The sequence below is a fragment of the Methylosinus sp. LW4 genome, assembly GCF_000379125.1.
In the GTDB taxonomy this organism is placed as follows: Bacteria; Pseudomonadota; Alphaproteobacteria; order Rhizobiales; family Beijerinckiaceae; genus Methylosinus.
In genome coordinates this window covers 558320-583391 of the sequence record NZ_KB900626.1, presented here as the reverse complement: position 1 = coordinate 583391, position 25072 = coordinate 558320, and the positions used below count along the sequence as shown (strand labels likewise).

The 25072-nt window shown below is 63.3% G+C and carries 20 protein-coding genes and 1 tRNA gene; 12 read left to right on the top strand and 9 right to left on the bottom strand.

Translation table 11 applies throughout. The annotated features are described in order from the left end of the window. Positions 1 to 50: 50 nt before the first annotated feature. The 5 genes from kdpC to METLW4_RS0102995 form a co-directional block, all read right to left on the bottom strand. On the bottom strand, positions 51 to 650 hold the full coding sequence (kdpC, locus tag METLW4_RS0103035; RefSeq protein WP_026191208.1) for a potassium-transporting ATPase subunit KdpC: 600 nt from the start codon (positions 648 to 650) through the stop codon (positions 51 to 53). Between the two features lie 11 nt (positions 651 to 661). Then, positions 662 to 2764: a potassium-transporting ATPase subunit KdpB gene (gene kdpB, locus METLW4_RS0103030; protein ID WP_018264729.1), complete on the bottom strand. Its 2103-nt coding sequence runs from the start codon at positions 2762 to 2764 to the stop codon at positions 662 to 664. Between the two features lie 16 nt (positions 2765 to 2780). Beyond that, positions 2781 to 4490, bottom strand: coding sequence for a potassium-transporting ATPase subunit KdpA (kdpA, locus tag METLW4_RS0103025; RefSeq protein WP_018264728.1), 1710 nt, complete (start codon positions 4488 to 4490; stop codon positions 2781 to 2783). 34 nt (positions 4491 to 4524) lie between these two features. After that, positions 4525 to 4611: a K(+)-transporting ATPase subunit F gene (kdpF, locus tag METLW4_RS28855; RefSeq protein ID WP_371212327.1), complete on the bottom strand. Its 87-nt coding sequence runs from the start codon at positions 4609 to 4611 to the stop codon at positions 4525 to 4527. 1541 nt (positions 4612 to 6152) lie between these two features. Further along, entirely contained in the window at positions 6153 to 6968 is an 816-nt protein-coding gene (locus METLW4_RS0102995) for an oxidoreductase (RefSeq protein WP_026191207.1), read from the bottom strand. 275 nt (positions 6969 to 7243) lie between these two features. Here METLW4_RS0102995 and METLW4_RS0102990 point away from each other — a divergent pair, with 275 nt between their 5' ends. Then, positions 7244 to 7687, top strand: coding sequence for a winged helix-turn-helix transcriptional regulator (locus METLW4_RS0102990; protein ID WP_018264725.1), 444 nt, complete (start codon positions 7244 to 7246; stop codon positions 7685 to 7687). Between the two features lie 200 nt (positions 7688 to 7887). Next, positions 7888 to 8859, top strand: coding sequence for an enoyl-CoA hydratase-related protein (locus tag METLW4_RS23740; protein ID WP_026191206.1), 972 nt, complete (start codon positions 7888 to 7890; stop codon positions 8857 to 8859). A 328-nt stretch (positions 8860 to 9187) separates the two neighbouring features. On the opposite strand, the gene METLW4_RS0102975 is transcribed toward METLW4_RS23740, so the two are convergent. Together METLW4_RS0102975 and METLW4_RS0102970 are read right to left on the bottom strand one after the other, a co-directional pair. Further along, positions 9188 to 9670 (bottom strand): tautomerase family protein, encoded by a 483-nt coding sequence (locus tag METLW4_RS0102975; protein WP_043331662.1) that lies wholly within the window; start codon positions 9668 to 9670, stop codon positions 9188 to 9190. A 53-nt stretch (positions 9671 to 9723) separates the two neighbouring features. Beyond that, positions 9724 to 11130, bottom strand: a complete 1407-nt coding sequence (locus tag METLW4_RS0102970) for an NAD-dependent succinate-semialdehyde dehydrogenase (protein ID WP_026191205.1) — start codon at positions 11128 to 11130, stop codon at positions 9724 to 9726. Between the two features lie 269 nt (positions 11131 to 11399). Here METLW4_RS0102970 and METLW4_RS0102965 point away from each other — a divergent pair, with 269 nt between their 5' ends. Further along, positions 11400 to 12479 carry an AraC family transcriptional regulator gene (locus METLW4_RS0102965; RefSeq protein ID WP_026191204.1) on the top strand — a complete coding sequence of 360 codons (1080 nt, stop codon included), beginning with the start codon at positions 11400 to 11402 and terminating at the stop codon, positions 12477 to 12479. An 84-nt stretch (positions 12480 to 12563) separates the two neighbouring features. Here METLW4_RS0102965 and METLW4_RS0102960 read toward each other — a convergent pair whose 3' ends face one another. After that, a complete protein-coding gene (locus METLW4_RS0102960; protein ID WP_018264719.1) occupies positions 12564 to 14033 on the bottom strand; it encodes an efflux transporter outer membrane subunit in 1470 nt (489 codons plus the stop codon). Positions 14034 to 14370: 337 nt separating this feature from the next. Between METLW4_RS0102960 and METLW4_RS0102955 the strand changes: the two genes are divergently transcribed. The 5 genes from METLW4_RS0102955 to METLW4_RS0102935 all read left to right on the top strand — a co-directional run bounded on the left by METLW4_RS0102955 (position 14371) and on the right by METLW4_RS0102935 (position 21467). Continuing rightward, the gene (locus METLW4_RS0102955; RefSeq protein ID WP_018264718.1) at positions 14371 to 15006 is read left to right on the top strand and encodes a TetR/AcrR family transcriptional regulator; all 636 of its coding nucleotides are present in this window, start codon (positions 14371 to 14373) and stop codon (positions 15004 to 15006) included. Between the two features lie 84 nt (positions 15007 to 15090). Then, positions 15091 to 16200: an efflux RND transporter periplasmic adaptor subunit gene (locus METLW4_RS0102950; protein WP_043331657.1), complete on the top strand. Its 1110-nt coding sequence runs from the start codon at positions 15091 to 15093 to the stop codon at positions 16198 to 16200. Next, positions 16197 to 19340, top strand: coding sequence for an efflux RND transporter permease subunit (locus METLW4_RS0102945; RefSeq protein ID WP_018264716.1), 3144 nt, complete (start codon positions 16197 to 16199; stop codon positions 19338 to 19340). Before METLW4_RS0102950 ends, METLW4_RS0102945 begins: the two co-directional genes overlap by 4 nt. Before the next feature lie 76 nt (positions 19341 to 19416). Beyond that, the gene (locus METLW4_RS23735) at positions 19417 to 20163 is read left to right on the top strand and encodes an SDR family NAD(P)-dependent oxidoreductase (protein WP_083919183.1); all 747 of its coding nucleotides are present in this window, start codon (positions 19417 to 19419) and stop codon (positions 20161 to 20163) included. A 119-nt stretch (positions 20164 to 20282) separates the two neighbouring features. Then, entirely contained in the window at positions 20283 to 21467 is a 1185-nt protein-coding gene (locus METLW4_RS0102935; protein ID WP_018264714.1) for a thiolase family protein, read from the top strand. 365 nt (positions 21468 to 21832) lie between these two features. Here the strand turns inward: METLW4_RS0102935 and METLW4_RS0102930 are convergent. Further along, positions 21833 to 21908, bottom strand: a tRNA-Thr gene (locus METLW4_RS0102930). 250 nt (positions 21909 to 22158) lie between these two features. Between METLW4_RS0102930 and METLW4_RS0102925 the strand changes: the two genes are divergently transcribed. The 4 genes from METLW4_RS0102925 to METLW4_RS26230 all read left to right on the top strand — a co-directional run bounded on the left by METLW4_RS0102925 (position 22159) and on the right by METLW4_RS26230 (position 25063). Beyond that, entirely contained in the window at positions 22159 to 22980 is an 822-nt protein-coding gene (locus METLW4_RS0102925) for a hypothetical protein (protein WP_157234814.1), read from the top strand. Between the two features lie 180 nt (positions 22981 to 23160). Next, positions 23161 to 23361: a 50S ribosomal protein L35 gene (gene rpmI / locus METLW4_RS0102920; RefSeq protein WP_018264712.1), complete on the top strand. Its 201-nt coding sequence runs from the start codon at positions 23161 to 23163 to the stop codon at positions 23359 to 23361. A gap of 46 nt (positions 23362 to 23407) precedes the next feature. Next, positions 23408 to 23773 carry a 50S ribosomal protein L20 gene (rplT, locus tag METLW4_RS0102915; RefSeq protein WP_018264711.1) on the top strand — a complete coding sequence of 122 codons (366 nt, stop codon included), beginning with the start codon at positions 23408 to 23410 and terminating at the stop codon, positions 23771 to 23773. A gap of 39 nt (positions 23774 to 23812) precedes the next feature. After that, positions 23813 to 25063 carry a hypothetical protein gene (locus METLW4_RS26230; RefSeq protein WP_018264710.1) on the top strand — a complete coding sequence of 417 codons (1251 nt, stop codon included), beginning with the start codon at positions 23813 to 23815 and terminating at the stop codon, positions 25061 to 25063. Positions 25064 to 25072 lie beyond the last annotated feature (9 nt).

The window sequence follows — 25072 nt, the reverse complement described above, 5'->3', positions numbered from 1 at the left end:
GAGCCGCCGCGCCTCCAATAGAGATTATCGACGCCTCTCGGAAATGGGCGTCAGCGCAGCTCGTCCAAGGCCAGATTGAGCTCCAGCACATTGACGCGCGGCTCTCCGATGAATCCGGCCATGCGCTGCTCGATCTGGCTCTCCACCAGCGCGCGCACACGGCTCACGGGCAGCTTGCGCGCTGCGGCGACGGCGGGCGCCTGCGCCAGCGCATATTGCGGCGAGACGTGCGGATCGAGACCGGAAGCGGATGTCGTCACCGCATCCGCCGCGACCATGTCGATGCGGCCGGCGGCGAACTCCGCCTCGATCGCGGCGTTCACGCGATCGACGAGCTTTTGCGAGGTCGGGCCAAGATTGGAGCCGCCGGAATTCGCCGCATTGTAAGGCGCGTCGATCGTCTTGCTCGCATCATTGGGGTCGGGCGCGCTCGTCGCCGAAGGGCGGCCGTGGAAGTAATGATCCGCCACGAAGTTCTGGCCGATCAGACGCGAGCCGACGATGACGCCCTCGCGCTCTATGAGGCTGCCATTGGCAGCGTCATGGAAGGCGAGCTGCGCCAGTCCGGTGATCGCCAGAGGATAGGCGAGGCCGGTGAGAAGGGTGAAGAGAACGATCATCACGATCGCAGGACGAATTTGGGAGAGCATGAAAAGCTCCTTCACGCGAGATGCAGGATCGACACGATCATGTCGATCAGCTTGATGCCGACGAAGGGAATGATGACGCCGCCGAGGCCGTAGATCAGCAGATTCCGCCGCAGCAAGGCGTCAGCGCCGACAGGCCGATAGGCGACGCCTTTGAGCGCCAGCGGGATCAGCGCGATGATGATCAGCGCGTTGAAGATCACCGCGGAAAGAATGGCCGATTGCGGCGAGACGAGCTTCATCACATTGAGCGCGCCGAGCTCGGGATAGGTCGCCACGAACAGCGCAGGAATGATGGCGAAATATTTGGCGACGTCATTGGCGATGGAGAAGGTCGTCAGCGAGCCGCGCGTCATCAGCAGCTGCTTGCCGATGGCGACGATCTCGATGAGCTTGGTCGGATCGCTGTCGAGATCGACCATATTGCCCGCCTCGCGCGCCGCTTGCGTGCCGGTTTGCATGGCCACGCCGACATCCGCCTGCGCCAGCGCTGGCGCGTCATTGGTGCCGTCGCCGCACATTGCGATGAGGCGGCCGCCTTGCTGCTCCTTGCGGATGTAGGTGAGCTTGTCCTCCGGCGTCGCTTGCGCGATGAAGTCGTCGACGCCCGCTTCCGAGGCGATGGCCGCCGCCGTGACCGGATTGTCGCCCGTCACCATCACCGTCTTTATGCCCATGGCGCGCAGCTCGGCGAAGCGCGCCTTTATGTCGGGCTTGATGATGTCCTTCAAATGCACGACGCCGAGCAGACGGCCGTTCTCGCTGACGGCGAGCGGCGTGCCGCCGGCGCGCGAGATGCGCTCCACCGCGCGGGTGAAATCCTCTGGCGCGCGCAATGTCGCGATGGCCGCGCGCTCGAGAATTTCGGCGCCCGCGCCGCCGAAGTCGGCATGGCCCGTTATGGATTGCGTCTGCGCGAGAATGGCGTCGACGGCGCCCTTGCGCAATGCGCGGCCCGGCAGATCGACGCCAGAGATGCGCGTATGCGCCGAAAAGGGAACGACGCGCGCATCGGCGCCGATATCGGGAGCGGCGAGGCCATAGCGGCTTTTGGCCAGAGCCACGATGGAGCGCCCCTCCGGCGTCTCGTCCGCGAGAGAGGCGAGCAGCACGGCCTCCGCGAGCTCGTGCTCGCCGACGCCGCCGACGGGGAGAAGCTCATCCGCCATGCGATTGCCGAAAGTGATCGTGCCGGTCTTGTCGAGCAGCAGCGTGTCCACGTCGCCCGCCGCCTCCACGGCGCGGCCGGACGTCGCGATGACGTTGAAGCGGATGAGTCGATCCATTCCGGCGATGCCGATCGCCGACAAGAGCCCGCCGATCGTCGTCGGTATGAGGCAGACGAGCAGAGCGATGAGCACGGTGAGCGGCAGCACGGTTCCCGAATAATTGGCGAGCGGCCACAGCGTCGTGCAGACGATCAGAAAGATGATCGTCAAGCCCGACAGCAGGATGGAGAGAGCGAGCTCGTTCGGCGTCTTCTGCCGCTCGGCGCCTTCGACCAGCGCGATCATGCGATCGATGAAGGTGGAGCCGGGCGCGGCGGTGATCTTCACCCGCACCCAATCGGACAGCACAGTCGTGCCGCCGGTGACGGCGGAACGATCGCCGCCCGCCTCGCGAATGACCGGCGCCGACTCGCCGGTGATCGCCGACTCGTTGACGGAAGCGACGCCCTCGACGACCTCGCCGTCGCCGGGAATGAGCTCTCCGGCCTCGACGAGCACGACATCGCCGATCTTCAGCTCCAGCGCGGAGACGATGTCGAAGTCACGCGATCCGCCTTTGGTTCGCTTGGCTTTCGTGTCCGTGCGCGTGCGACGCAGCGTATCGGCCTGCGCCTTGCCGCGCCCCTCCGCCACCGCTTCCGCGAAATTGGCGAAGAGGACCGTGAACCACAGCCAGGCCGCGATCTGCCCAGAGAAGAGCGCGGTTCCGTCATGCGCGAAAAGATCGCGCACGAATAAGAGCGTGACGACGGCCGAGACGGCCTCGGTGACGAAAATCACCGGATTGCGCGCCAGCTGGCGCGGATCGAGCTTGATGAGAGCGTCGATCGCCGCGCGGCCGATAATGGCCCGATCGAGCAGGCCAGGAGCAGCGACTTTGGACGACATTTGCGTTGATCTCCGGTCAGAAGGTCTTGCCGGCGGCGAGCAGAAGATGCTCGACGACGGGACCGAGCGCGAGCGCCGGGAAATATTGCAGCAGATAGAGCACGACGATGACGCCGAGCAGCAGGCCGATGAACAGCGGCCCATGTGTCGGGAAGGTCCCGCGCGACGCCGGCGCCTTTTTCTTCGCCGCGAAGGAGCCCGCCATCGCCAGCACGGGAATGACATAGGCGAAGCGGCCGAGCGCCATCGCAACGCCGAGCGTCGTATTGTACCAAGGCGTGTTGCCGGACAATCCGGCGAAGGCCGAGCCATTATTGTCGGTCGTCGAGGCGAAGGCGTAGACGATCTCCGACAGCCCGTGCGGCCCGGCGTTGTTGAGGCTCGCGAGCGCGCCCGGAAGCAGCACGGAGGCCGCGGAGAAGCCGAGCACGCAGAGCGGATAGATCAGCACGGCGAGCATGGCGAGCTTCATCTCACGGGCCTCGATCTTCTTGCCGAGATATTCCGGCGTGCGTCCGACCATGAGGCCGGCGACGAAGACGGCGACGACGGCGAGCACGAGAAAGCCATAGAGGCCAGCGCCGACGCCGCCCGGCGCGATCGAGCCCATCAGCATGTTGAACAAGGGCACGAGGCCGCCGATCGGCATGAAGGAATCATGCATCGCATTGACGGCGCCGGTGCTGGTGCCCGTCGTCGCTGCGGCGAAGAGCGCGCTGGTGGCGACGCCGAAGCGCACCTCCTTGCCTTCCATATTGCCGGGCGAGGGATCGACGCCGATCGACGTCAGCAGCGGATTGCCGACGGCCTCGGCCCAATAGGCGATGAGAACGCCCGCGGCGAGCACGATGAGCATGGTGATGGCGATCGCGCGGCCTTGACGAAAATCGAGCACGGCGCGGCCGAAGGCGAAAGCGAGCGCGAAGGGAACGACCAGCAGCGCCCAAATTTCGAGAAGGTTGGAGATGGCGTTGGGGCTTTCGTACGGATGCGCCGAATTGGCGTTGAAAAAGCCGCCGCCATTGGTGCCGAGCTCCTTGATCGCCTCCTGGCTCGCGATCGGACCGATCGAGATCGCCTGCTTGGCGCCCTCGAGAGTCGTCGCTTCCACAGAGCCGGAAAGCGTCTGCGGAACGCCGAGCGCCACGAGCGCGAGCGCGAAGACGATCGACAGCGGCAGCAGCACATAGAGCGTGCCGCGTGTGAGATCGACCCAGAAATTGCCGACCGTCGGCGATTCTGCGCGCGCGAAACCGCGCACCAGCGCGAAGGCCATTGCGAGGCCGGTCGCCGCCGACAGGAAGTTGTGAACGGTGAGCCCGAGCATCTGCACGAGATGGCTCATCGTGGTCTCGCCGGAGTAATTCTGCCAATTGGTGTTGGTGATGAAGCTGATCGACGTGTTGAAGGCGAGATCCGGCGGCACGGGATCGAAGCCCTGCGGATCGAGCGGCAGCACATTCTGCAGCCGCTGCAGCGTGTAGAGCGACAAGAAGCCGACGACGCTGAAGGCGAGCATGGCGATCGTATAGACGAGCCAGCTCTGCTCACGCGCCGGATCGACGCCGGAGAGCTTGTAGAAGACGCGCTCCACGGGAAGCAGAACGGGCGTCAAAAAATTGCGCTCGCCGGCGAGGACGCGGGCGATGAAGGCGCTGAGCGGCACAGCGGCGAAGACGACGGCCGCCAGCACGAGCGCGATTTGCGCCAAACCAATGGCGTTCATGATCGTTTCCTTTACGGAGCCCGAGACGTTCGGATCAGAATTTCTCGGGATGAAGGAGCGTGTAGACGAGATAGGCGCCGAGCAGCACAGCGACGCCCAAGCCGACGATCGGTTCGAACATTATTCGCGTCCTTTTCAGAGCCGCCCGCAGGCGCGCGCATAAAGGCCCATCAGCGCGAAGAGAAAGGCGCCGAGGCCGAGATAGACGAGGTCGAGCATGGTCAGTCTCCCTATCGACAATGCGTGGGGATATGCCTGCAGAGCGTGTAAGGAGGCTATTCGGATTTGCCCCGTCGGGCATAAGGGCCGCATAAGGATCGAGTCGGCGTCAGCCTCGAAAATCACTGTGGACAGAGCGCGAGATCGCGGCGCAATCTCGAGCCGAGCCATGGCCGGAGGCGACTGGCCATCGACCTCGTCCAGCGCATGGACAAACGCTTCGTGAAAACGAAGCAAATTTTTGGATCGAGATGCGTCGCCGCAAGTCGCGCTCGCCGCTCAGCTCGAACCCAAAACGATCGCGCGATCATCGGATTGTGCGTCGGCGCGACATTGTGCGGCGCGGGCTTTTGCGACGGCGCAACCCTGTGCTCCGGCACCTATTTCGGCCGCGCCTCTTTGAGGCCGACCGTCGGGTAGACGCCGATCGCCAGCACCTTCCGTGCGCCCGCGAAGCGATAGGCCATGCGTCAGCGCCTCGCGCCGTCGGGGTAGACCCACAATTGCAGACCGCCGCCATCGGACAGCTTGAACAATAAGTCGCGGGGCTTGGCGGCGCGGAGTTCGAGGTCGGTGAGAGGAATGTTGGTATCCGCCGGGACGGAGTTTCGTAGAGACCAACAAAAATACCAACCTTTGCGGTGGATACCAACACACCCGGCGAGACATCACCGGACGCCGACTCATCTCCATCGGGAGGCCCATCGATGGATTGACGGCGCGAACGCCTCTATCTTCCAAACGGGCGACAATGCGGGCGCAAACCTCATTGACCTCGTGGCCAGCGCGATGGAACTCGAGATTGGCGACAGATCTCGGCGTTCCCCGGACCGGCTCGCGCGCCATCTTGACGATGATGCTGAGAAGCGAGCGGGTCCACGGATAATGGCGGAGAATCTCGTCGCGCTGCGGCTCGAGCTCGGCCCGACCGATTTCGACAATTCCAACGTCGTCGGCGCCACAGGCGCGCGCGAGCTCCAGAAGCTCCTCTGCGCCGAGCGGCTCCCTCTTGTTCATCGCTTCATCCGAACGTCCGGCCTCGCGGAGCTGTCTGACCGTGGGATGATCTTCGAGATTCATGATGGAGCGCACCTCTATTGCAGACCAACGTCAGCGAGCAGCACGCCCGCCAACACGACGGCTTCTAGATCGTTCGTTCGCACTCGATATCTACGATAGCGTTTCGAAGGTAATCTGACCTGTGAATCGGGACAATTCGAGCGCCCACTGAAATTCAATACGTTACCTTGACGATTGTCGTCGGAATCCCACACGTTCAGCGCTTTCGCGGACGCACGCTCACGAAAGACTCGCGGATCGGCGCAGAACTCGAGCTTCATTTTCAACGCGGAGGGACGCGCTCGGCTTCGGCATGGGCCTACGCTCTGCGCGCACCTGCGAATGCGACGGCTACGCCCTGGAAGGCGCCGCCGTCACAAACATTCACGCGGGCAATCCATTTTGCTTTCTGAGGCTCTTGTCGAACGCCGATTCCGGAACGAACCGGCGCAGAAAGCTGACCTGACGGGCGATTTTGCCGGCGGCATAGCGGTGCTTCGGCTTGCTTGCCAACGCGGCCTGCAACACCGTTTTGGCGACGACCTCGGGATCGTCGCCGCTTTCCATCGCCTTTCGCATCGAAACGGCGATCGCAGCGCGCCCGTCATCATATACATCATTGAGACGGTCGGGCTGCGTCAGATTGTCTTCGAAAGACGTCTTTGTATAAGCCGGCTCCACCAAGACAGCGCGGATGCCCTGCGAACGCACTTCGTGATCCAGCGATTCCGAATAGCCTTCCAAAGCGTGCTTTGTAGCCCCATAAAGTGCCAAAAAAGGCGCCGGGATCAAACCCAGCGCTGAGCTGATGTTGACGATCCGTCCGGCCTTTTGTTTGCGCATAATCGGAAGGACCTGATTTGTTACGCGCAGAACCCCGAATACGTTTACATCGAACAGCCGCTGCGCTTGAGCGATAGAGGATTCTTCGGTCCCGCCCATGAGGCCGATGCCGGCATTGTTAACGAGCAAGTCGATACGCCCGGCCACAGCCATGACATCCTCGACCAACTTCGTCACGGAGACGTCATCGGTAACATCGCAGCTCAGCATCGTGATGCTATCGGAACCGACGGAGGTCGCCTTTCGGCCGGTGCCGAAGACCCGGTATCCGGCTTTCTGCAATTCGACGGCCGTCGCGCGTCCGATGCCTGACGTAGCGCCAGTGACGAGCGCGACGCCTCGATTGGGCTTGTCCATCATATTTTCCTTCCATGTGATGGGGGAACGAACTCTGGCGAGAGTTACTATCTTTTTGGTATCATGTCACTACCGAATCGATATCGACATAAAAATTTATCTCGACCCTTCGGCGGCTGGTTCCGAAGACGGTCGCGCCAACCTTGGCCGTCGCTGTCGCGAATCGTGGTGAGGGCCGTGAGCGGGATCATTGAACCCACGCTGTAGAGCGGGGTGGAACATCCGCCGACGGAGTGATACTATCGATTTGAAAGCGACTCTCTATCGAAAAGCATATGAGCGATAAAGACCCTCTCCTCGACCCCTGCCCGATCGCGCGAAGCCTGGCTCTCGTCGGCGATGCGTGGAGCATGCTGATCCTGCGGGACGCGCAGATGGGGCTCACGCGCTTCGACCAATTCCGCAAGAGCCTCGGCATCGCGCCGACGATCCTGACCCGGCGGCTGACGACGCTGACGGAAGAGGGATTGCTGCAGAAGCGGCGCTACTCGGAACGTCCTCCGCGCGAGGAGTATCTGCTGACGACCGCCGGGCGCGATTTTTTGCCGGTTCTCTTCATGATCGGAGCGTGGGGAAGCCAATATCGTGGCGGAGGTAAGTTGACGCGTTTTTTGGACGCTGAAACAGGGGTGGAGATCAAGCCTGTGGCCGTGGATGAGGTCACAGGCGCGAAGATCGGGACACGCCCAATTCGCATCGTCTCGCCGAACAGCGGCTGAACGCCGCGATCTTTCGTCCCTCGTCGAATGCCCGGAGAACAATGGAGCGTCATCCTTGTCATGGTCCCAGACCGCCTCGGGTGGCGCAGCGTCGATCCCATCCCCGCCTCGATGATCGTCGCACCAACGATGACGCCGCCCGCCGAGTGGTCGACCAAACATGTCAGGCCATAGAACCTCCAAATTCGGAGTAGCGACGAATGGAAAAAGAATCCGTTATTGCCCGCCGCGACCTGATCAAGGCGACCGCATCTGCAACCGTGATTCCGGCAATCACAGCGGCGACCTCCGCACTCGGCGCGGAGCAGGAGCATCAAACTCCGCTCGCGCAAAACGCTTCTAATGCGCCGACGGCGCATGCCAGGACGCTTGTAGAAGCGCAGCTCGGGCCACATACGAAATTGACGATCGAACGCCGCGGACAGGTGGCGCTGTTTGGCTTAAATCGACCAGGAGCTCATAATCGCGTCGACCCCGAAACATTTCAGGCGTTGGCGAGAGCCCTCTACGACTATGATCACGATCCCTCCCTACGAGTCGCGATCTTATTCGGCCACGGCGACAGTTTTTCTCGCGGCGTCGATGTCGAAGCTTACAGGACTGTCGCGAACAGCGGCGGTCCCCTCGCAGGCCTGACCCAAGTCGTCAATCCGCTGAACTTCGGCGCCCAGCGTACGAAGCCGCTCATAGCCGCCGTCCACGGCGACACTTGGAACATGGCGCACGAATTCTTCCTCTCGGCGGACATCCGCGTAGCGGCGAGCAACACCGACTTCGGACAGGATGAGAACTCGCACGGCCGCTTCCCCGGCGGCGGCTCGACGGTTAGATTCATTCGCGAGGCAGGCTGGGGCAACGCGATGCGATATATGCTAACCGGCGATCATTGGACCGCCCAGGACGCATATCGAATGGGCGTCCTGCAAGACATAGCGGAGACGCCCCGAGGCGCTCTCGATCGCGCATTTGAAATCGCCACGAAGATCGCGGCATGTGCGCCACTTGGCGTGCAGACGACTCTGGCGTCAGCGCATTTGGCGATCGATTCGAGCGAGGCCGAAGCCTTTTCCAAGCTCGGCGCCCAATACGCCGCGCTCTATCGCACCAAAGACTTCATCGAAGGCCTGACCGCGCAGGCGGAAAGTCGCCGGCCTGTTTTCCATGGCGACTGAACCGACATCGAGCGTCGCAGGTCGCCGATGACCGCGGGACCATGCGCTTAGCCGCCGTGAACGATCCGTTCATCAAATGCATGGAGATAACGACTTTCTCCGCCAACTTGAAAATCTTCGTCACGGATGGGCGCTCGGCCGCGCATAGGGCCGTCTGCGCGATGGAAAAATCCTGCCTCGAAGATGCGGCTTGCACCTTCATGCCGTATTCCGTGCGGATGTCGGATATCTCGAGCGCAAGGTGTGCGGCTTCCGAGCCGAAAACAAAGGCCGGCTGCAGGGGAAGCGGCCGGCCCCTTGTATCTCACATCGGCTCGTAGCCGGTCATTCAGGAGCCGACGACGCCGGCGTTCCAAATCTTCCCACTGGCCGGAATCGTCTCGTGACTGGAGTATGGGCTGACCTTGTTTTCCGCGATCCAGCGCTTCTCCGCTACGGACTCGAAAGGAGGCGGAATTTGGCCTTGAATCGACCAGAGGTCGGCTGGAAGCTCATCCACCGTGACCTCCCAGTCGAATCCGCGATCCTTGACCCAAGGGGCGATAAAGCTATCGATGGTGTGAACCCACCAGCTTCTCACAACAGCGCCATTCGCCGTTCGGGCCATCTGGTCGATTTTGAATCGCACGAACTTCGGATGCGGCTTACCGCCGACGAAAATGTTGTTCGCCGCCACCTCCTCGAAGATGACCACGACATAAAACGCTGGAATGGGAACCGTGCCATACGCTTCGGTGATCTTCGTCACGAACTCCGCCTTGTCGGCGTCCGAGTAGGCCCCGACCGGAGTATAAACCTTCCATAGCGGCATCGTGCTTCCTCCCTCGATGTTATCGGCTGCGCTCTGCATCTTCCGAGCAGGCGTCAGCCGGATTGGACCGGTCCCCATGGAGGGGAGCCAGCCTGAACGACAGTGACCAGCTTGCGATTGACAAACTCGCCGAAACCCAGCTCCGACAGCTCGCGGCCGTAGCCAGAGCGCTTGACGCCGCCGAACGGCAGCTCCGGGGCCGTCCATGCCGGCTGGTTCACAAAGACCATTCCACTCTCGATCCGATCGGCGACCGCGCGGCCGCGCGCTGTATCGCCGGCGAAGACCGAGCCGCCGAGACCGAACGGGGTGGCGTTGGCGAGGGCGATCGCCTCCTCCTCGGTGTCGACGACAAAAAGTGACGCAACGGGACCGAATAGCTCCTGCGAATAAACCGGATTTTCCGAGGTTATGTCTGTCAGGACCGTCGCCTGCAGATAAAAGCCCGGCCGGTCGATACGTGCGCCGCCGGCCGCCACTGTCGCGCCGCCCCTCTTGGCGGCGCTGATCTGGTCCAGCAGAAGGTTCAATGCCCGCTCAGAAGACATCGGCCCGAGCCCAGTGTCTTCCGCGGTCGGCTCGCCGACTTTCAGTCCCGCCATGCCTTTGACAAAGGCGTTCTGGAACGCCTGTCCTCGCTCCCGGCCGACCACGATGATGCGCTTGGACGACACGCAGCTCTGGCCCATGTTGAACATCCGGCCGAAGATGGCGCTGTCGACCGTGGACTCGAGCGGCGCATCCTCGAGGACGATGAGCGGGTCGCTGCCGCCCAGCTCGGCGACAACTTTTTTCAGATTGCGTCCAGCCCGCTCGGCCACGGCGGAGCCGGCGCGCTCGCTACCGGTGACGGTCACCCCGACGATGCGGGGATCGTCAATCAGGCGACCGATTTGCTCGATGCTGGCGAAGAGGTTGGTGAAGACGCCTGCAGGCGCTCCGGCGTCGCGCATCAGCCGCTCGAAGGCCAGCGCGCATTGCGGCACACTTTCGGCGTGCTTGAGCAGCACGACATTGCCCGCGGCGAGTTGCGGGCCGACCACGCGAGCCACCTGGTAGTAGGGGAAATTCCATGGCTCGATCGCCAGGATCGCTCCGATCGGCCGGGTCTCGAGCACGCTGTCGGGGAAGCCGGACAAGGTCCTGGGCTTCGAGAATTCCTCGGCGTGGCTGGCGTAGTAATCGAGGATCGCCGCGGAAAGCTGAACCTCGGCCCAGGCCTCTCCCGAGAGCTTGCCCATCTCGAGGGTCACGTAGCCGGCATACTCATTTTCACGCTCCCGCATCAGCGCCGCCGCTTTGGAAAGAACTCGAGCGCGTTGCCCGACAGGGCGATCGCGCCAGTCCGTCGAATAGGCCCATTGAGCAGTGGCGACGGCCGATTCGAGCGCCGCCTCGGAGATATCGTCGAAGGACTTCAAACGTGCTCCCGACGCTGGGTTCACCGTTTCGTAAGCCATGCGTCTCTCCGCGGTTGTGATCGAGCCACGGCCGCTTGCTGCGCTTGTTCGTCCGTGTCGTCGAGGAGCTTAGGCGTTCGCGCCGTCGTCAGTAACGTCGAACTATGCCAATCTAGGCGTTCGAACGTGCCAGTGGGCGGTGCTGGGAGACTTTACAGCGGCTCCGAATTATCCTGTCCAGCCTGGTCTCTGATCGCCGCGCGATCACCCATTGCGTCGCGGCAGAAGAGGTGGTCAAATCGTGCCAATGCTCCTGGGAGAGGGGATCGTTGAAGACCATCAAGATCGTGAATCCACTGCCAGACGACCACGACGCTCCAACGCAAAGCCTCCTGGGGTTGAGCGCGCTCGCCGCAGAATTGGGCGCACAGGGCGTCTCCGTCGAAAACCTTTTCGCGCGGACCGGTATCCAGCCTTGCCAGTTGGAGGATCCCAGAGCGCGCATGTCGCACCGCCAGCGGCTGGCCATTTACTCCAACGCCCGCCGACTGGCGACGCGACCGGAGGTCGCCCTGCTCGCTGGCGCGCGGCAGCGGCTGAGCGACTATGGCATCTACGGTTACGCCATGGTCAGCAGCGCGACCTTCGGCCAAGCGCTGCTGCTCTCGATCAAACATGTCACCATGGCTGGGCCAACCGTGAGGCAGATCAGCTTCAGCATCGAGAACAAGACCGCCATTCTGCGTAGTCACGGCGTGGAGGCGCTCGGCGACCTGCTGCCCTTCGCCGCGGAGTTCTGGCGCAGCTCGATGACATCGCTGTTCAGCCACGTGCTGGGGACGCACTTTCCGACCAAGCGCATGATTTTCACCTTCCCGCGCCCGCAATATTGGCGGCTCTACGAGCGAATGTTCGATTGCCCGGTCGAATTCGGCGGCGAGACCATGGAGTGGCATTTCGACCCCGCCGTCCTCGATCGAGCCTGCCCGAACGCCAATCCGATCACCGCCCAAGTCTGCCAGCAATTCTGCGATCGGGTGTTGGCCGAGACGACCGGCGGCGCCGATTTGGCGCGGCAGATCCGCGTCGTCTGCCTCAACAGCTCGCAGCAATTTCCACCCGCGCGGGAAATCGCGGACAAGTTGGGCCTTTCTTTGCGCACCCTGCATCGGCGGCTCTCGGAGAGCGGCGTGTCATATCAGGAAATCATCGACGATCTGCGTCGATCGATCGCCGCCGAGTATTTGGAGAACACGAGGCTGCAGATCGACGAAGTCGCCGAACGCGTGGGCTTCGCAGATGCGACGAGCTTCCGCAAAGCCTTCAAGAAGTGGACGGGACATGCGCCCAGCGTCTATCGCGGCCTCGCGAAGGAGGGCCCGATGATAGCCTCTCCAACGTCGGCGTGATTTGATCCATTATGCCCCCTCGTCGACCGTGGAGCGCGCCGGACGCCACGGAGCACGTCTATCGTCAACTCCACCGTCGATCGTTCACGGCGCGGAGTCGGGCGTTCCGCCCAATGCTCTGAACACGCGGACAGCGGCCCTCGCCGTGTCTGCGCGACTGCGAGCGAGCTCGCTTCTCGCGACCAACAATTGCCGATCGGCGTCGAGCGCGTCGGTGAGCGGTATTCCTCCGGCGCGGTAGGCGCTCTGCGCGAGAGTGAGGGCTCGCTTCACAGCCGATATCTCCGCCTCCAGCTCTTTCGTTTGCGCCTTGGATTGCCTGAAGGCGGTGAACGCGTTCTCGACGTCTTCGGCCGCGCGCAAGATCGATTGCCGATATCTGGCGAGCGCCTCGGCGTGCGCGCCTTCGGCCTGCGCCACCTCGGAGTCGATCTTGCCGAAATCGAACAGCCGCCAGCGCAAGCCCGCGACCGCCTGGGGTTGGAATGTCGCGGATCTGAAGAGATGCGAAACATTCATGCTTTCGAAGCCGAGCAGCCCGGAGACAGAAATTTTCGGATAGTAGCCGGAGATCGCTTCGCCGATCCGCGCATTGGACGATGCGAGTCGCCGTTCGGCGGCGATGACGTCCGGCCGGCGGCGTAAGACGTCTATCGGCTTGTCGCTTCCGAAAATGTGAGAAACCGCTGGTATATTCGCAGGCGCTCTCAGTTCCGCCGCATAGGTCCCGGGTTGCGCGCCCATGAGGACGTCCAGGCGATTGAGCTGCGCCTCCAGATCGACGCGCAGCGGTGGAAGCGCGCTGCGCGCCTGATAGAGAAGCGCTTCGGCTTGCGCCGTTTCCCGCGCCGATGCGAGGCCGAGGGAGGAACGTTGGCGAACGAGGTCGAGCAGATGCGCGTCGGTTGCGATCTGCCCTTCCGTCGCAGCGATTTGGGCCTGATCTCCGCGTATCTGAAAATAAGCGTCAGCGGCGTCGGCCGCCACCGAGATGCGCGTCCCGAGACGAGCCGCCTCGGCGGCTTCGGCCTCGGCGCTGGCCGCCTCGGCGCCGCGACGCAAGCCGCCGAAAACATCGATTTCCCAGCTCGAGCTGATTCCGAGGTCGAACAAAGCCTGGTTCGGATCATAGCCTGGCAGGTTTCTTCCGATCGCGCCGACCGGACTTTCGAGCGACTGGCGGATTTTCACCGCCTGCGCGGTCGCATCCGTGGTCGGCAAAAGCTTGGCGCCGGCTTCCCGCGCGGCGGCGCGGGCCTGCTCGACGCGCGCGAGCGACGCCGCCAGATCGAGATTTTGGTCCAGGGCGCGTCGAATGATGCGTGTCAGCGTGGGATCGTCAAATCCCGTCCACCATCGATCCAGCGGCGGCGAGTCGTCCCGACGCGCCGGAAGGGCGCCGACGCTGTGAAAATCCGCGAGCGATATCGTCGGGGCCGCATAGTCGGGACCGACTGCGCATCCCGAAACGCTCGCGCCGAAGAGTGTCGCCGCCAGAGCGAGCGCCTTGTGATCTCGCGCGAGCGGAGATTTCGGAGTGGAGGCGAATGTCATCGGCCGGGCCTCTTCATGTCGGGCAAAAGCGACGCTGCGCCGCCTCGGGAGCCGCGACCGCTGTCGCTTCAGCTCCCCGGCTCAGAAATAGGTTATGAGTGACGATATTGTCAATTCATAACTCGACGCGTAAGATGTGACGCGTGCGAGCTATCAATCGGTCGAACGGCTGGAGCGTCCGAGTTCGACGCCATCGCGCCGCCTGGCCGAGGATCGACGAGCCCCATCCGAATAGGAGGCCAGAATGGACGCTGATCGCCAGACCTCTCATCCTCGAATCGCTCCTCCCGCGAGCCGAGTTGGATTTGAGCGCAGGATTTTGGCATATGGTGGCTCCATGACAAAAAAGAGCGACCCAAAAGCTGCTTCCGATTCGCCGCCGGGGCGCCGCGGGCCGGCTGAACACGAGCGGCGCGAGCAGATCGTCAACGCGGCGAACGAGCATTTCCGGCGTTATGGCTATAACAAGACGACGGTGGCGGACCTCGCCAGAGCGATCGGCCTGTCGACCGCCTATATCTACAAATTTTTCGAATCCAAGCAGGCGATCGGCGAAGCGGTCAGCGCAGCCGCTCTGGGAGGAATTATCGCCGAGCTGCAGAAGGTCGTGGACCAAAAGAAGTCGGCCGCCGAGAGGCTTCGCGCTATGTACCAGCGCCTCACGCGCGAAAGCGCGGCGCTTTTCTTCAATGAGCGAAAGCTCCACGAAATCGTGATCACGGCCTGCTCGGAAGCGTGGCGGCCGATCTCCGACTACGAGGAAGCGATGCTGGGGCTCATCCGCGAGCTCGTCGCGGAAGGGCGCGAGAAGGGCGAGTTCGAGCGCAAGACGCCCATAGAGGAAACATGTCGCGCCATTCTCCAGACGATGGAGCTATGCTGGAGTCCGCGCCTTCTCGAGCGGCACCTCGATGATCTCGAGGAGCGCGCGGCCGTCATGGCCAATTTGGTGCTGCGGAGCCTTGCCCCCTAGCTTGCGCTCCGTAACGAGTGACTGATTGACAATATCGTCACTAGTTTCTAATTTGGGTTCCGAGCTTGGCTTGGGACCCCGAACATGCCCCGATTGGAAAAATCGACTGTCGCCGCGACAGCTCTTATCGCCGCCTTGAGCCTCGCGGCCTGCGGCAAATCCGAACAAGACCCGAGAACCAAGCAGCAGCTTGTCCGAGTCGCGACCGTAGAGCGGGCCGGCGCGCCAGAGCGAGCCTTCACAGGCGTCGTCGCCGCGCGCGTGCAGAGCAATCTCGGCTTCCGAGTGGGAGGCAAGGTCATCGAGCGTCTGGTCGACACCGGCCAGAAAGTGCGAGCTCGCCAGCCCGTCATGCGTATCGATTCCATCGATTATCAGCACGCGATCACCGTTCGAGCCGGCGATGTCACCGCTGCGAAGGCCCGTTACGCTCAGGCGGCGGCCGATGAAGCGCGCTATCGCAAGCTGGTCGGCTCCGGCGCAGTGTCCAAATCGGCCTACGATCAGGCAAAAGCAGCAGCGGACGCCAACCGCGCCCAATTGGACGCGGCCGAAGCGCAGCTGAAAGTCGCGAAGGACGAGCTCGAATATTCCACTCTGCTCGCGGACGCCGACGGCGTCGTGGTCGAGACGCTCGCCGAGCCCGGCCAAGTCGTTTCCGCGGGCCAGATCGTCGTGAAGCTCGCACACTCGGGACCGCGCGAAGCGGCTGTCAATCTGCCTGAGACGATACGCCCGTCGATCGGATCGACGGCGCGGGCGACTGTATACGGGAGCCAGGCCGGCGCGGTCGCGCATCTGAGGCAGCTCTCGGACGCCGCCGATCCGCAGACCCGCACCTTCGAAGCCCGCTACGTGCTGGAAGGCGCGGCGCAGCAAGCGCCGCTCGGCGCGACGGTCACCGTCTACCTCGCCAAGGACGATGCGGCTTCGGCGACGTCGACGCCGCTCGGAGCGATTTTCGACAAGGGCGACGGACCCGGCGTTTGGATTGTGAATGGCGACACGGTTTCGTTCCGTCCGGTCCAGATCGCGCGCCTCGGCGCGGAAAGAGCAATTCTCCTGAAGGGAGTCGTCGCCGGCGAGCAGGTCGTGGCGCTCGGCGCCCATCTTCTGCACGAAGGCGAACACGTTCGCACCAATGGCGAGCACGCCGATGCCGGACAGGCTCGGAACGAGAAGGCGGCGAAATGAGCGGCTTCAATCTCTCCGCCCTGGCGGTTCGCGAACGAGCGATCACGCTCTTTCTTCTGATCGCCGTCACCGCGGCTGGCGTCTTCGCCTTCAGCCGGCTCGGCCGCGCGGAAGATCCGGCCTTCACGATCAAGTCGCTGATCGTAACCGCGGCCTGGCCCGGGGCGACCGCCGAGGAGATGCAGAATCTCGTCGCCGAGCCGCTCGAGAAGCGGCTGCAAGAATTGCGCTGGTATGATCGCGTCGAGACCTTCACGCGCCCGGGCCTCGCTTTCATGACCCTGACGCTGCAGGACAAGACTCCGCCGTCACTCGTTCAGGAGGAGTTTTATCAAGCGCGAAAGAAGCTCGGCGACGAGGCGCACAAGCTGCCTGCCGGCGCGCTCGGCCCATTCGTGAACGACGAATATTCCGATGTGAGCTTCGCGGTATATGCCGTGAAAGCCCACGGCATGCAGCCGCGCGAGCTGACGCGTGAGGCGGAAGCATTGCGTCAAAGGCTATTGCATGTGCCCGGCGTCAAAAAGGTCGATATCCTCGGCGAGCGCCCGGAACGAATTTTCGTCAACTTCTCCTATGAGCGGCTTGCGACGCTCGGGATCGCGCCGCGCGAAATCATCGATGCGCTCCGGCGTCAGAACGCGGTCACTCCCGCGGGATCGATCGACGCCGACGGGCCGCAGGTCTTCATTCGCATCGACGGCGCCTTCGACAGCCTGCAAAAGATCGCCGACACGCCTCTGGTCAGCGGCGGCCGCGTGCTGAAGCTGTCCGACATTGCGGAGGTCACACGCGGCTATGAGGATCCAGCGACCTATCTGATCCGTCACAATGGCGAGCCGGCCATGGCGCTCAGCCTCGTCATGAAGGAAGGGGTGAACGGCCTCGAGCTGGGAAAGGCGCTGGATGCGGAGGAAGCCAAGATCGCGCAAGAGCTGCCGGCCGGGCTATCCTTCACCAAGGTCAGCGATCAGGCCGTCAACATCGCGGAGTCTGTCGACGAGTTCATGCTCAAATTCTTCGTCGCTCTCGGCGTGGTCCTCGTCGTGAGCCTAGTCAGTCTCGGTTGGCGCGTCGGTATCGTGGTCGCGGCCGCAGTTCCGCTCACTCTCGCGGCGGTTCTCGTCATCATGCTGGTCACGGACCGCGTGTTCGATCGCGTCACGCTCGGCGCCTTGATCATCTCGCTCGGTCTGCTCGTCGACGATGCGATCATCGCCATCGAGATCATGGTGGTGAAGCTGGAAGAAGGCTACGACCGCATCAAAGCTGCGGCTTATGCCTGGAGCAATACCGCCGCGCCGATGCTGTCGGGCACACTGGTGACCATCATCGGCTTCACGCCTGTCGGATTCGCGCGCTCGACGGCAGGCGAATATGCCGGCAATATTTTCTGGATCGTCGGTTTCGCGCTGATCACGTCTTGGATCGTCGCCGTGGTCTTCACTCCCTATTTGGGGGTGAAGCTGCTTCCCGACATCAGACCGATCGAAGGCGGACACCATGCGATCTATGCGACGCCGAATTATCAGAAGCTTCGACGCCTCATAACATCGGCGGTGGATCAGAAATTCAAGGTCGCGGGGATCGTGATCGGACTATTCGTCCTCGCGGGCGCAGGAATGGCCGTCGTCAAGAAACAATTTTTCCCGACCTCGGACCGACCGGAAGTTCTGGCCGAGGTCCAGATGCCCGAAGGCTCGAGCATAGAGACGACCAGCGCCGCGGCCGCAAAGCTGGAGAATTGGCTGAAGCAGCAGCCCGAAACGAAAATCGTCACGACCTATATCGGTCAAGGCGCGCCGCGTTTCTTTTTCTCCTATAGTCCCGAGCTCCCCGATGCGTCCTTCGCAAAGCTCGTCGTCTTGACGCCGGATGCGGAGGCTCGCGACCGCCTCAAGATTCGATTTAGAGAACGCGTCGCCGAAGGGCTGGCGCCCGAGGCGCGCATTCGCGTGTCGCAGCTGGTGTTCGGCCCCTACACGCATTTTCCAGTCTCGTTTCGCGTGATGGGGCCGGAGACGACCAAGGTGCGCGCCATCGCCGATGAGGTGATGGCGGTGATGCGGGCCAATCCGAACACGCGCCAAGTCAATCAGGACTGGGGCGAGCGGGCGCCGACGGTTCACTTCGTTCTGGATCAGGATCGTCTCCAGCTGATCGGCCTCACCTCCATCGACGTGGCCGAGCAGCTGCAGTTTCTGCTCACCGGCGTCACCGCCACGCAGGTGCGCGAGGATATTCGAATCGTCGATGTGGCGGGGCGCAGCGCGGGACCGGAGCGTCTCGATCCGGTCAAGCTCGGCGACCTCACACTGGCCGGCAAGAGCGGGAATTCGATTCCGCTGAGCCAGATCGGCCACATCGAGATCCGCCCGGAAGAGCCCATTTTGAGGCGGCGCGACCGGACGCCGACGATCACGGTTCAATGCGACATCGACGAGGCGCTTCAGCCGCCGCAAGTCTCGACCGAAATCCAGACAGCGCTGGCGCCGATCATCGCGCGCCTTCCCGATCAATATCGGATCGAGATGGGCGGCAACGCCGAGGAATCGAACAAGGCCAATTCGGCCCTGGTTCCGATCTTCCCGATCATGATTCTCTTCACGCTGTTCGTCATCGTCCTTCAAGTCCGGTCCCTGCCTGCGATGGGAATGGTGTTTCTGACGGCGCCTCTCGGATTGCTCGGCACGGTTCCGATCCTGCTGCTGTTCGGACAGCCCTTCGGCTTCAATGCAATCCTGGGACTGATCGGCCTCTCCGGCATTCTGATGCGCAACACCTTAATTCTGATCGGTCAGATTCAGACCAATGAGGCAGAGGGCCTGGATACCTATCACGCAGTCATCGAGGCGACTGTCCAACGCGCACGCCCTGTGATCTTGACGGCGCTCGCAGCCGTCCTCGCTTTCATTCCGCTGACCCACTCGGTGTTCTGGGGCTCCATGGCCTATACACTGATCGGAGGGACTGCTGTCGGCACTGTCCTGATCCTGCTCTTCCTTCCGGCGCTCTACGCCATCTGGTTCAAAGTGACGCCTGCGGGCGCGAGTCCAATGGCTGAACATGACGGCCTCGGTCTTTCGACCGGCCGCCCTACGGCTCATGACGTGGGTTTGGAGGTCGGTTCGAAACCGTAGCTCCAATGCTGCGCCAGAGTAATGACCCGCTCAATGCGATGAGGCCCCCTCATCTCGAGCCGATCGGCAAGGAGTCATGGCAATGGAAATCGCAGGAAAACTTGCGCTCGTGACTGGCGCCTCGAGCGGCATCGGCGCCGCGACGGCGCGCGCGCTCGCCGGCAAAGGAGCGCGCGTCATCCTGGTCGCGCGTTCGGGCGACAGACTGGCGCAATTGGCGCGAGAGATCGAAGCGGCGGGAGGCAGCGCGCTCGCCATAGAGTGCGATCTCTCGAGCTCCGATCAAATATCTCGCATGGGCGAACAAGTGCTCGAAAAGGCCGGAGCGCCCGATATCATCATCAATAATGCCGGCTCCGGTCGCTGGCTCCCGACTGTCGAAACGACTCCGCAAGAAGCTCGACAGATGATCGAGCTCCCTTATCTCGCCGCGTTCGACGTAACGAGAGTCTTCCTTCCGCGATTGTTGGCGGCGGGGAACGGCCATATCGTCAACGTGACCTCTCCGGCGTCTTATATGGTGTGGCCGAATGCAGCCGCTTACATTGCCGCACGCCAAGCGTTGAAGGGCTTTTCGGATGCCCTGCGCACGGAAGTCGAAGCGAAAGGCGTGTTCGTCAGCCTCGTCGTGCTCGGCGTCGTGGAGAGCAGCTATTGGGAGCATAATCCCGGAAGCCGAGAACATGCTTCGAAGGCCATTCCGCCGCTGACGACGGATCGGGCCGCTGAGGCGATCATCAAGGCGATCGAGCAACGGAAGCGACGTTTGGTTTCACCGGCGATCTTCCGGGCGCTCTTTCTATTTCAGGCGTTGTTCTCCTGAAGCGCCACCGGGAACTGACTGCGCGAGAAAAAGCGCGACCGCGCTCATTCAAACGTCGTGATCACGGGCCTGATCTGTGAAGTGTCATGGCGTCACGTACGTCAACACGGAGACATACTATGAAAACGCGTGAGATCGTCATCTGCAGCCCTGTCCGGACGGCAATCGGAGCCTTCGGTGGTGCGCTCAAGGAGGTCTCGGCGACGACACTTGGCTCGACGGTCGTCGCCGAGACACTGCGCCGTTCAGGTCTCGACCCGACCCGCGTCGGCGGCGTGGTGATGGGCAATGTCATCCAGGCCGGCAACCGCATGAACCCGGCTCGGCAGGCCGCGATCGGCGGCGGGCTGCCGGTGAGCGTTCCCGCAATGACCGTAAACCGCGTCTGCGGATCTGGGGCCCAAGCCATCGCCACGGCCGCCACGGAAATCGTCGCAGGTGAGATCGACATTGCGATCGCGGGCGGACTGGAGAGCATGGACCGCGCGCCTTACATTCTCGGCAACGGCCGTTGGGGCTACCGATTGGGGGCGGCCGAGATCTTCGACAGCGCGGTGACAGACGGCCTCGAGGATGCATTCTCCGGCAAACATTCCGGCTGGCACACCGAAGACCTCGTCACCCGCGCAGGGCTGACGCGGGAGCAGCAGGACGCATTCGCCGTCCGCTCGCAGCAGGCGTTCTCCCGCGCGCGGGAGGCCGGTCTCTTTACGGACGAGATCGCGCCCATCGAGGCGCCCGGTCGGAAGGGAAGCGTGCGGTTCGCTGTCGACGAAGCTCCACGTCCAGACACCACGATCGAGATACTCGCGAAGCTTCGGCCAGCGTTCAGAGACGGTGGGACCATTACGGCCGGCAATGCGCCGGGTCTGAACAGCGGCGCCGCGGCCATGGTCGTCGCCAAACGCGGATTCGCCGAGGCGAACGGGATCGCGCCCATGGGCCGGCTCGTGGCCTCGGCTGTGGCTGCGGTCGAGCCAGGCCTATTCGGCATCGGTCCTGTGCCTGCCGTCCGAAAGGCGCTGGACCGTGCAGGTTGGAAGCTGGGGGATGTGGAACGCTTCGAGATCAACGAAGCATTCGCCGCCGTGCCTCTCGCTGTGGCCGCCGAACTTGCGATACCGCTGGACCTCGTGAACGTGGAGGGAGGCGCGATCGCTCACGGCCATCCGATCGGGGCGACCGGCGCGATCCTTGTCACGCGCCTTCTCTATTCGATGCGGCGGGACGGCCTCAGGCGTGGCGTCGTCACACTCTGCATTGGTGGCGGGCAAGGCATCGCCCTCGCCCTAGAAGCGCAATGACGGAGGCTACCTTGGCCCTCGGCGGCGCCGACGGTGTGATAGAGGGGTGGTTGGCGCCTTCGCATTCCCCCTCCCAGGGAGAACGCTGGCGGCCTGCGTGATGCGTCGTTGATGCTCGACGCTCGGCGTCGCCAGCATTTCGGCCGCGCACGCGCACTGGCTTGGACTGCGACTTCAGAGGCGCATCCGTCGCGCTCCTGCGCCGCTCGCTGCGCCATCCAGTCAGTGTCGAGGGGCGCCCCCAACCTCGGCGAGCTTGGATGGCTCCGGGGCTGAAATTGGTGACAATGTGGTGACGTGAATTCACGCGCCGAATTTTGCCGGGTCGCAGACACAAAATAACGCTTATTTTTCATATGCTTAATTGGTGCCGGTTGCAGGATTCGAACCCGCGACCTACTGATTACAAATCAGTTGCTCTACCAGCTGAGCTAAACCGGCGCCTCGACCGAACGATTTGCGTTGCGGCGTCGGGCCACTCTATACGCTCCCCTGTCGTTTCAGAAAAGAGCGCAGCGGCCGGCTCCGGCGGGCTTCGCGTTCGGCAGGGCGGCGCTCGAGCGGCGTGGAGCCGCGACGCCCGCCGACGCTCGACACCACATCGAGGTTGCGGTAGCCAAACGGCGTAAGACGCATCGCTGCGGCCGCGCATGTTGTCTCTTTAGGCCTTATGGTCCGAGCGAGCGCGCGCATGGGCGTTTATTACGTGCACTATCTGATTCCGCTGGACAATTCCTTTCGTCCCGAGCCCCAGCGCATTGCAGCGCTCATCGACGCATTGGCTGCCGCGCGCTTCATTCCGCGGCCCGAAGCGGGCGACGGCCCGAGCTATTTACTCGACGATTGGCGTCGCGAGGCCGCCGAACGAACGACCTCGGCCGCGCAGGAGCCTCCGAAGCCTTGGTGGAAGCGAATATTCGGCTCCAAAGCGCCGGAGCAGCCCCCTGTTCTCGATCTCGTGGATGTCGAGCGGCCCTTCGCCGTTCCTCTCACCGAGGAATCCTTCGCCGCGCTGGCCGATCGCGCGGTGACTGTCGGCTGGACGATCGAAGACCCGCTCGCCAATGGCCTTGCCTATCCATTCGAGCAGCGCCCGAGCCGCGACGATCCGCCGAATTATCGGCTGCTCATCGAAGCCAGTGAGGATTTCCGCACCGAGACGATCAATTGCTACGACGATACCGGGACGGTCGACCCGCATTGCCGATGCGGCGAGGACCTCTCCTATTCGCGCGCGCCGTTCGAGGACGTCGCGATTCGGCGCCTCTGCCCCTCCTGCGGCGCGCGTTTCGAGCCTCGGGAAAGGCTCGTCACATTCACCAATGGCGCCACCGGCGAGAGCCAGACGATCCATGGCGGCATATGCTATCGCTTCGCCGTGGCGATAGATTGCGAGAAATCCATTCCTCCCGCCATCGAAGACGGAAAGGAAGGAAAACTGTCGCGCCGCTTTCTGGACGCATGCAGCGAGGCGCTCGGCGTCGAGCTCTACGAATTGGGGTCCTATAGCTAGACCCGCGCCATATGCGAGCCGAGCGACGCGGCTCTTGCCATCCCCCTGTCTTTCCGCTTATAAGCCGCGCTTCCGAACCGCCCGGCCAGTGATGGGCTGCCGTGGCGGTTCTTTTCGCTCGCGCGAATAAAGCGCCGGGAGACCGGCGCGCAGAACAGGGCCTCGGCCCAGGAGAGCAAAATGCCCAAGCTGAAGACCAAATCGGGCGCCAAAAAGCGCTTCAAGATCACCGGCACCGGCAAGGTGGTCTACGCCCAGAAGGGCAAGCGCCACGGCATGATCAAGCGCACCAACAAGCAGATCCGAAATCTGCGCGGGACCTCCGTCCTGTTCAAGACGGACGGCGACAACGTCAAGAAGTATTTCCTGCCCAACGGCTGAGCTTCTCCCCTTCCCCCGATTTCGGATTTCCTGAAAGGATCATGTCATGGCTCGCGTCAAGCGCGGCGTCACCTCGCACGCCAAGCACAAAAAGACCCTGGATGCCGCCAAAGGCTTCTATGGCCGTCGCAAGAACACCATCCGCGCCGCCAAGGCCGCGGTCGACCGCTCGATGCAATATGCGACGCGCGACCGCAAGGCCAAGAAGCGCGTCTTCCGCGCTTTGTGGATTCAGCGCCTCAACGCCGCCGTGCGTGAGCTGGGCCTGACCTACAGCCGCTTCATCGACGGCCTCGCCAAGGCCGGCGTCACCGTGGACCGCAAGGTTCTGTCGGAGCTCGCGATCACCCAGCCGGAGGCCTTCAAGGCCATCGTCGAGAAGGCCAAGGCCGCGCTGCCGCAGACGGCCTGATCCATCGGCGCCGACGCTTCGACGCGGGAATCCTTTCGGATGAAATGGTATTCCTGCCTGAATGCGTCGGCTCTCGACCGCTACGCCGGGCATTTGCGCGTCGCCGTCCGCACGGCGATCGACATAGCGGGGCTCGAGCCGCATCTCGTCTTCGACGGCGAGGCGGACCGGCTCCGCGCCATTCTCGGCCATGACGCCCCCGTCCATATCCACAGCCGCCGCTCCGGCCTCATCGAGGCCATAGAAGCGACGCCGGAGACGCCGGACTGGAGCCGCTCCATCGCCGCCGGCGCCTTTCTGCGGCTCGAAATTCCCCTCATCGAGACGACGGACGAATTCGTCCTCTACACCGATTGCGACGTGCTGTTCGCCCGGCGGGTCGAGCTGTCGCCGATGCGACCGCGCTATTTCGCCGCCGCGCCGCAGCACGAGCCGCATGAGTGGTCGCAATTCTGCTCGGGCGTGCTGCTTCTCAACGTCCCGGCCATGCGCGCCGAATATGAGCCGCTGATGCAGCGCGCGCGGGATTTTCTCGGTCTCCCGCATCATTACGATCAGGAAGTCCTCAACGCGCATTTCGCCGGGCGCTGGGACCATCTGCCGCTCGCCATGCATTGGAAGCCCTATTGGGGCGTCGAATGGGACGCGTCTATCGTGCATTTCCACGGCCCCAAGGCGGAGGATTCGCGCCGCCTCGCGGCGGCCGCGCCGGCGGGGACCGATCTGCTCTCGCAGCTCTACGCCCGCGATCCACGGGGCTATGCGCATTTTCTGCGCTTCTACGACATCGCCGCCGAGGCCGATCGGCGCGGCGCGCGCATCAGCGCAGCGAGCCTGGCGCCGCTGCGGCTGGAGGCAGCGGCGGCGTCCGGCGGCCGCGCCTTGCGCCGCGCCCTCGCCTTTTTGCGTGAGCTGCGCCCGCTGACCCCGCGCGAGGCCGCGCCTTCGCCCATTCTGCCGCCGGAGGCGAGCTTCGCGCAAATCGCGACGCTCGAGAATTTCGACGAGCGCGCCTATCTCTACGCCAATCCCGATGTCGCCGAGAAAGTTCGCAGCGGGAGCATTCTCTCCGGCCGCGCGCATTTCGCGCGCTATGGCCGCTACGAGGGGCGCGTGCAAATGATCCCGCACGACCAGCCGGCCACACCAGAGAATTTCGACGCCGAGGCCTATGTCGCGCGCAATCCCGACGTCGCCTTTCTGATCGCGCGCGGCCGCTATCCTTCCGCCCGCGCGCATTTCGAGCGGCGCGGGCGCGCGGAACTGCGCCGGCAGCTGACGCGGCCCTGACGCCCCGCG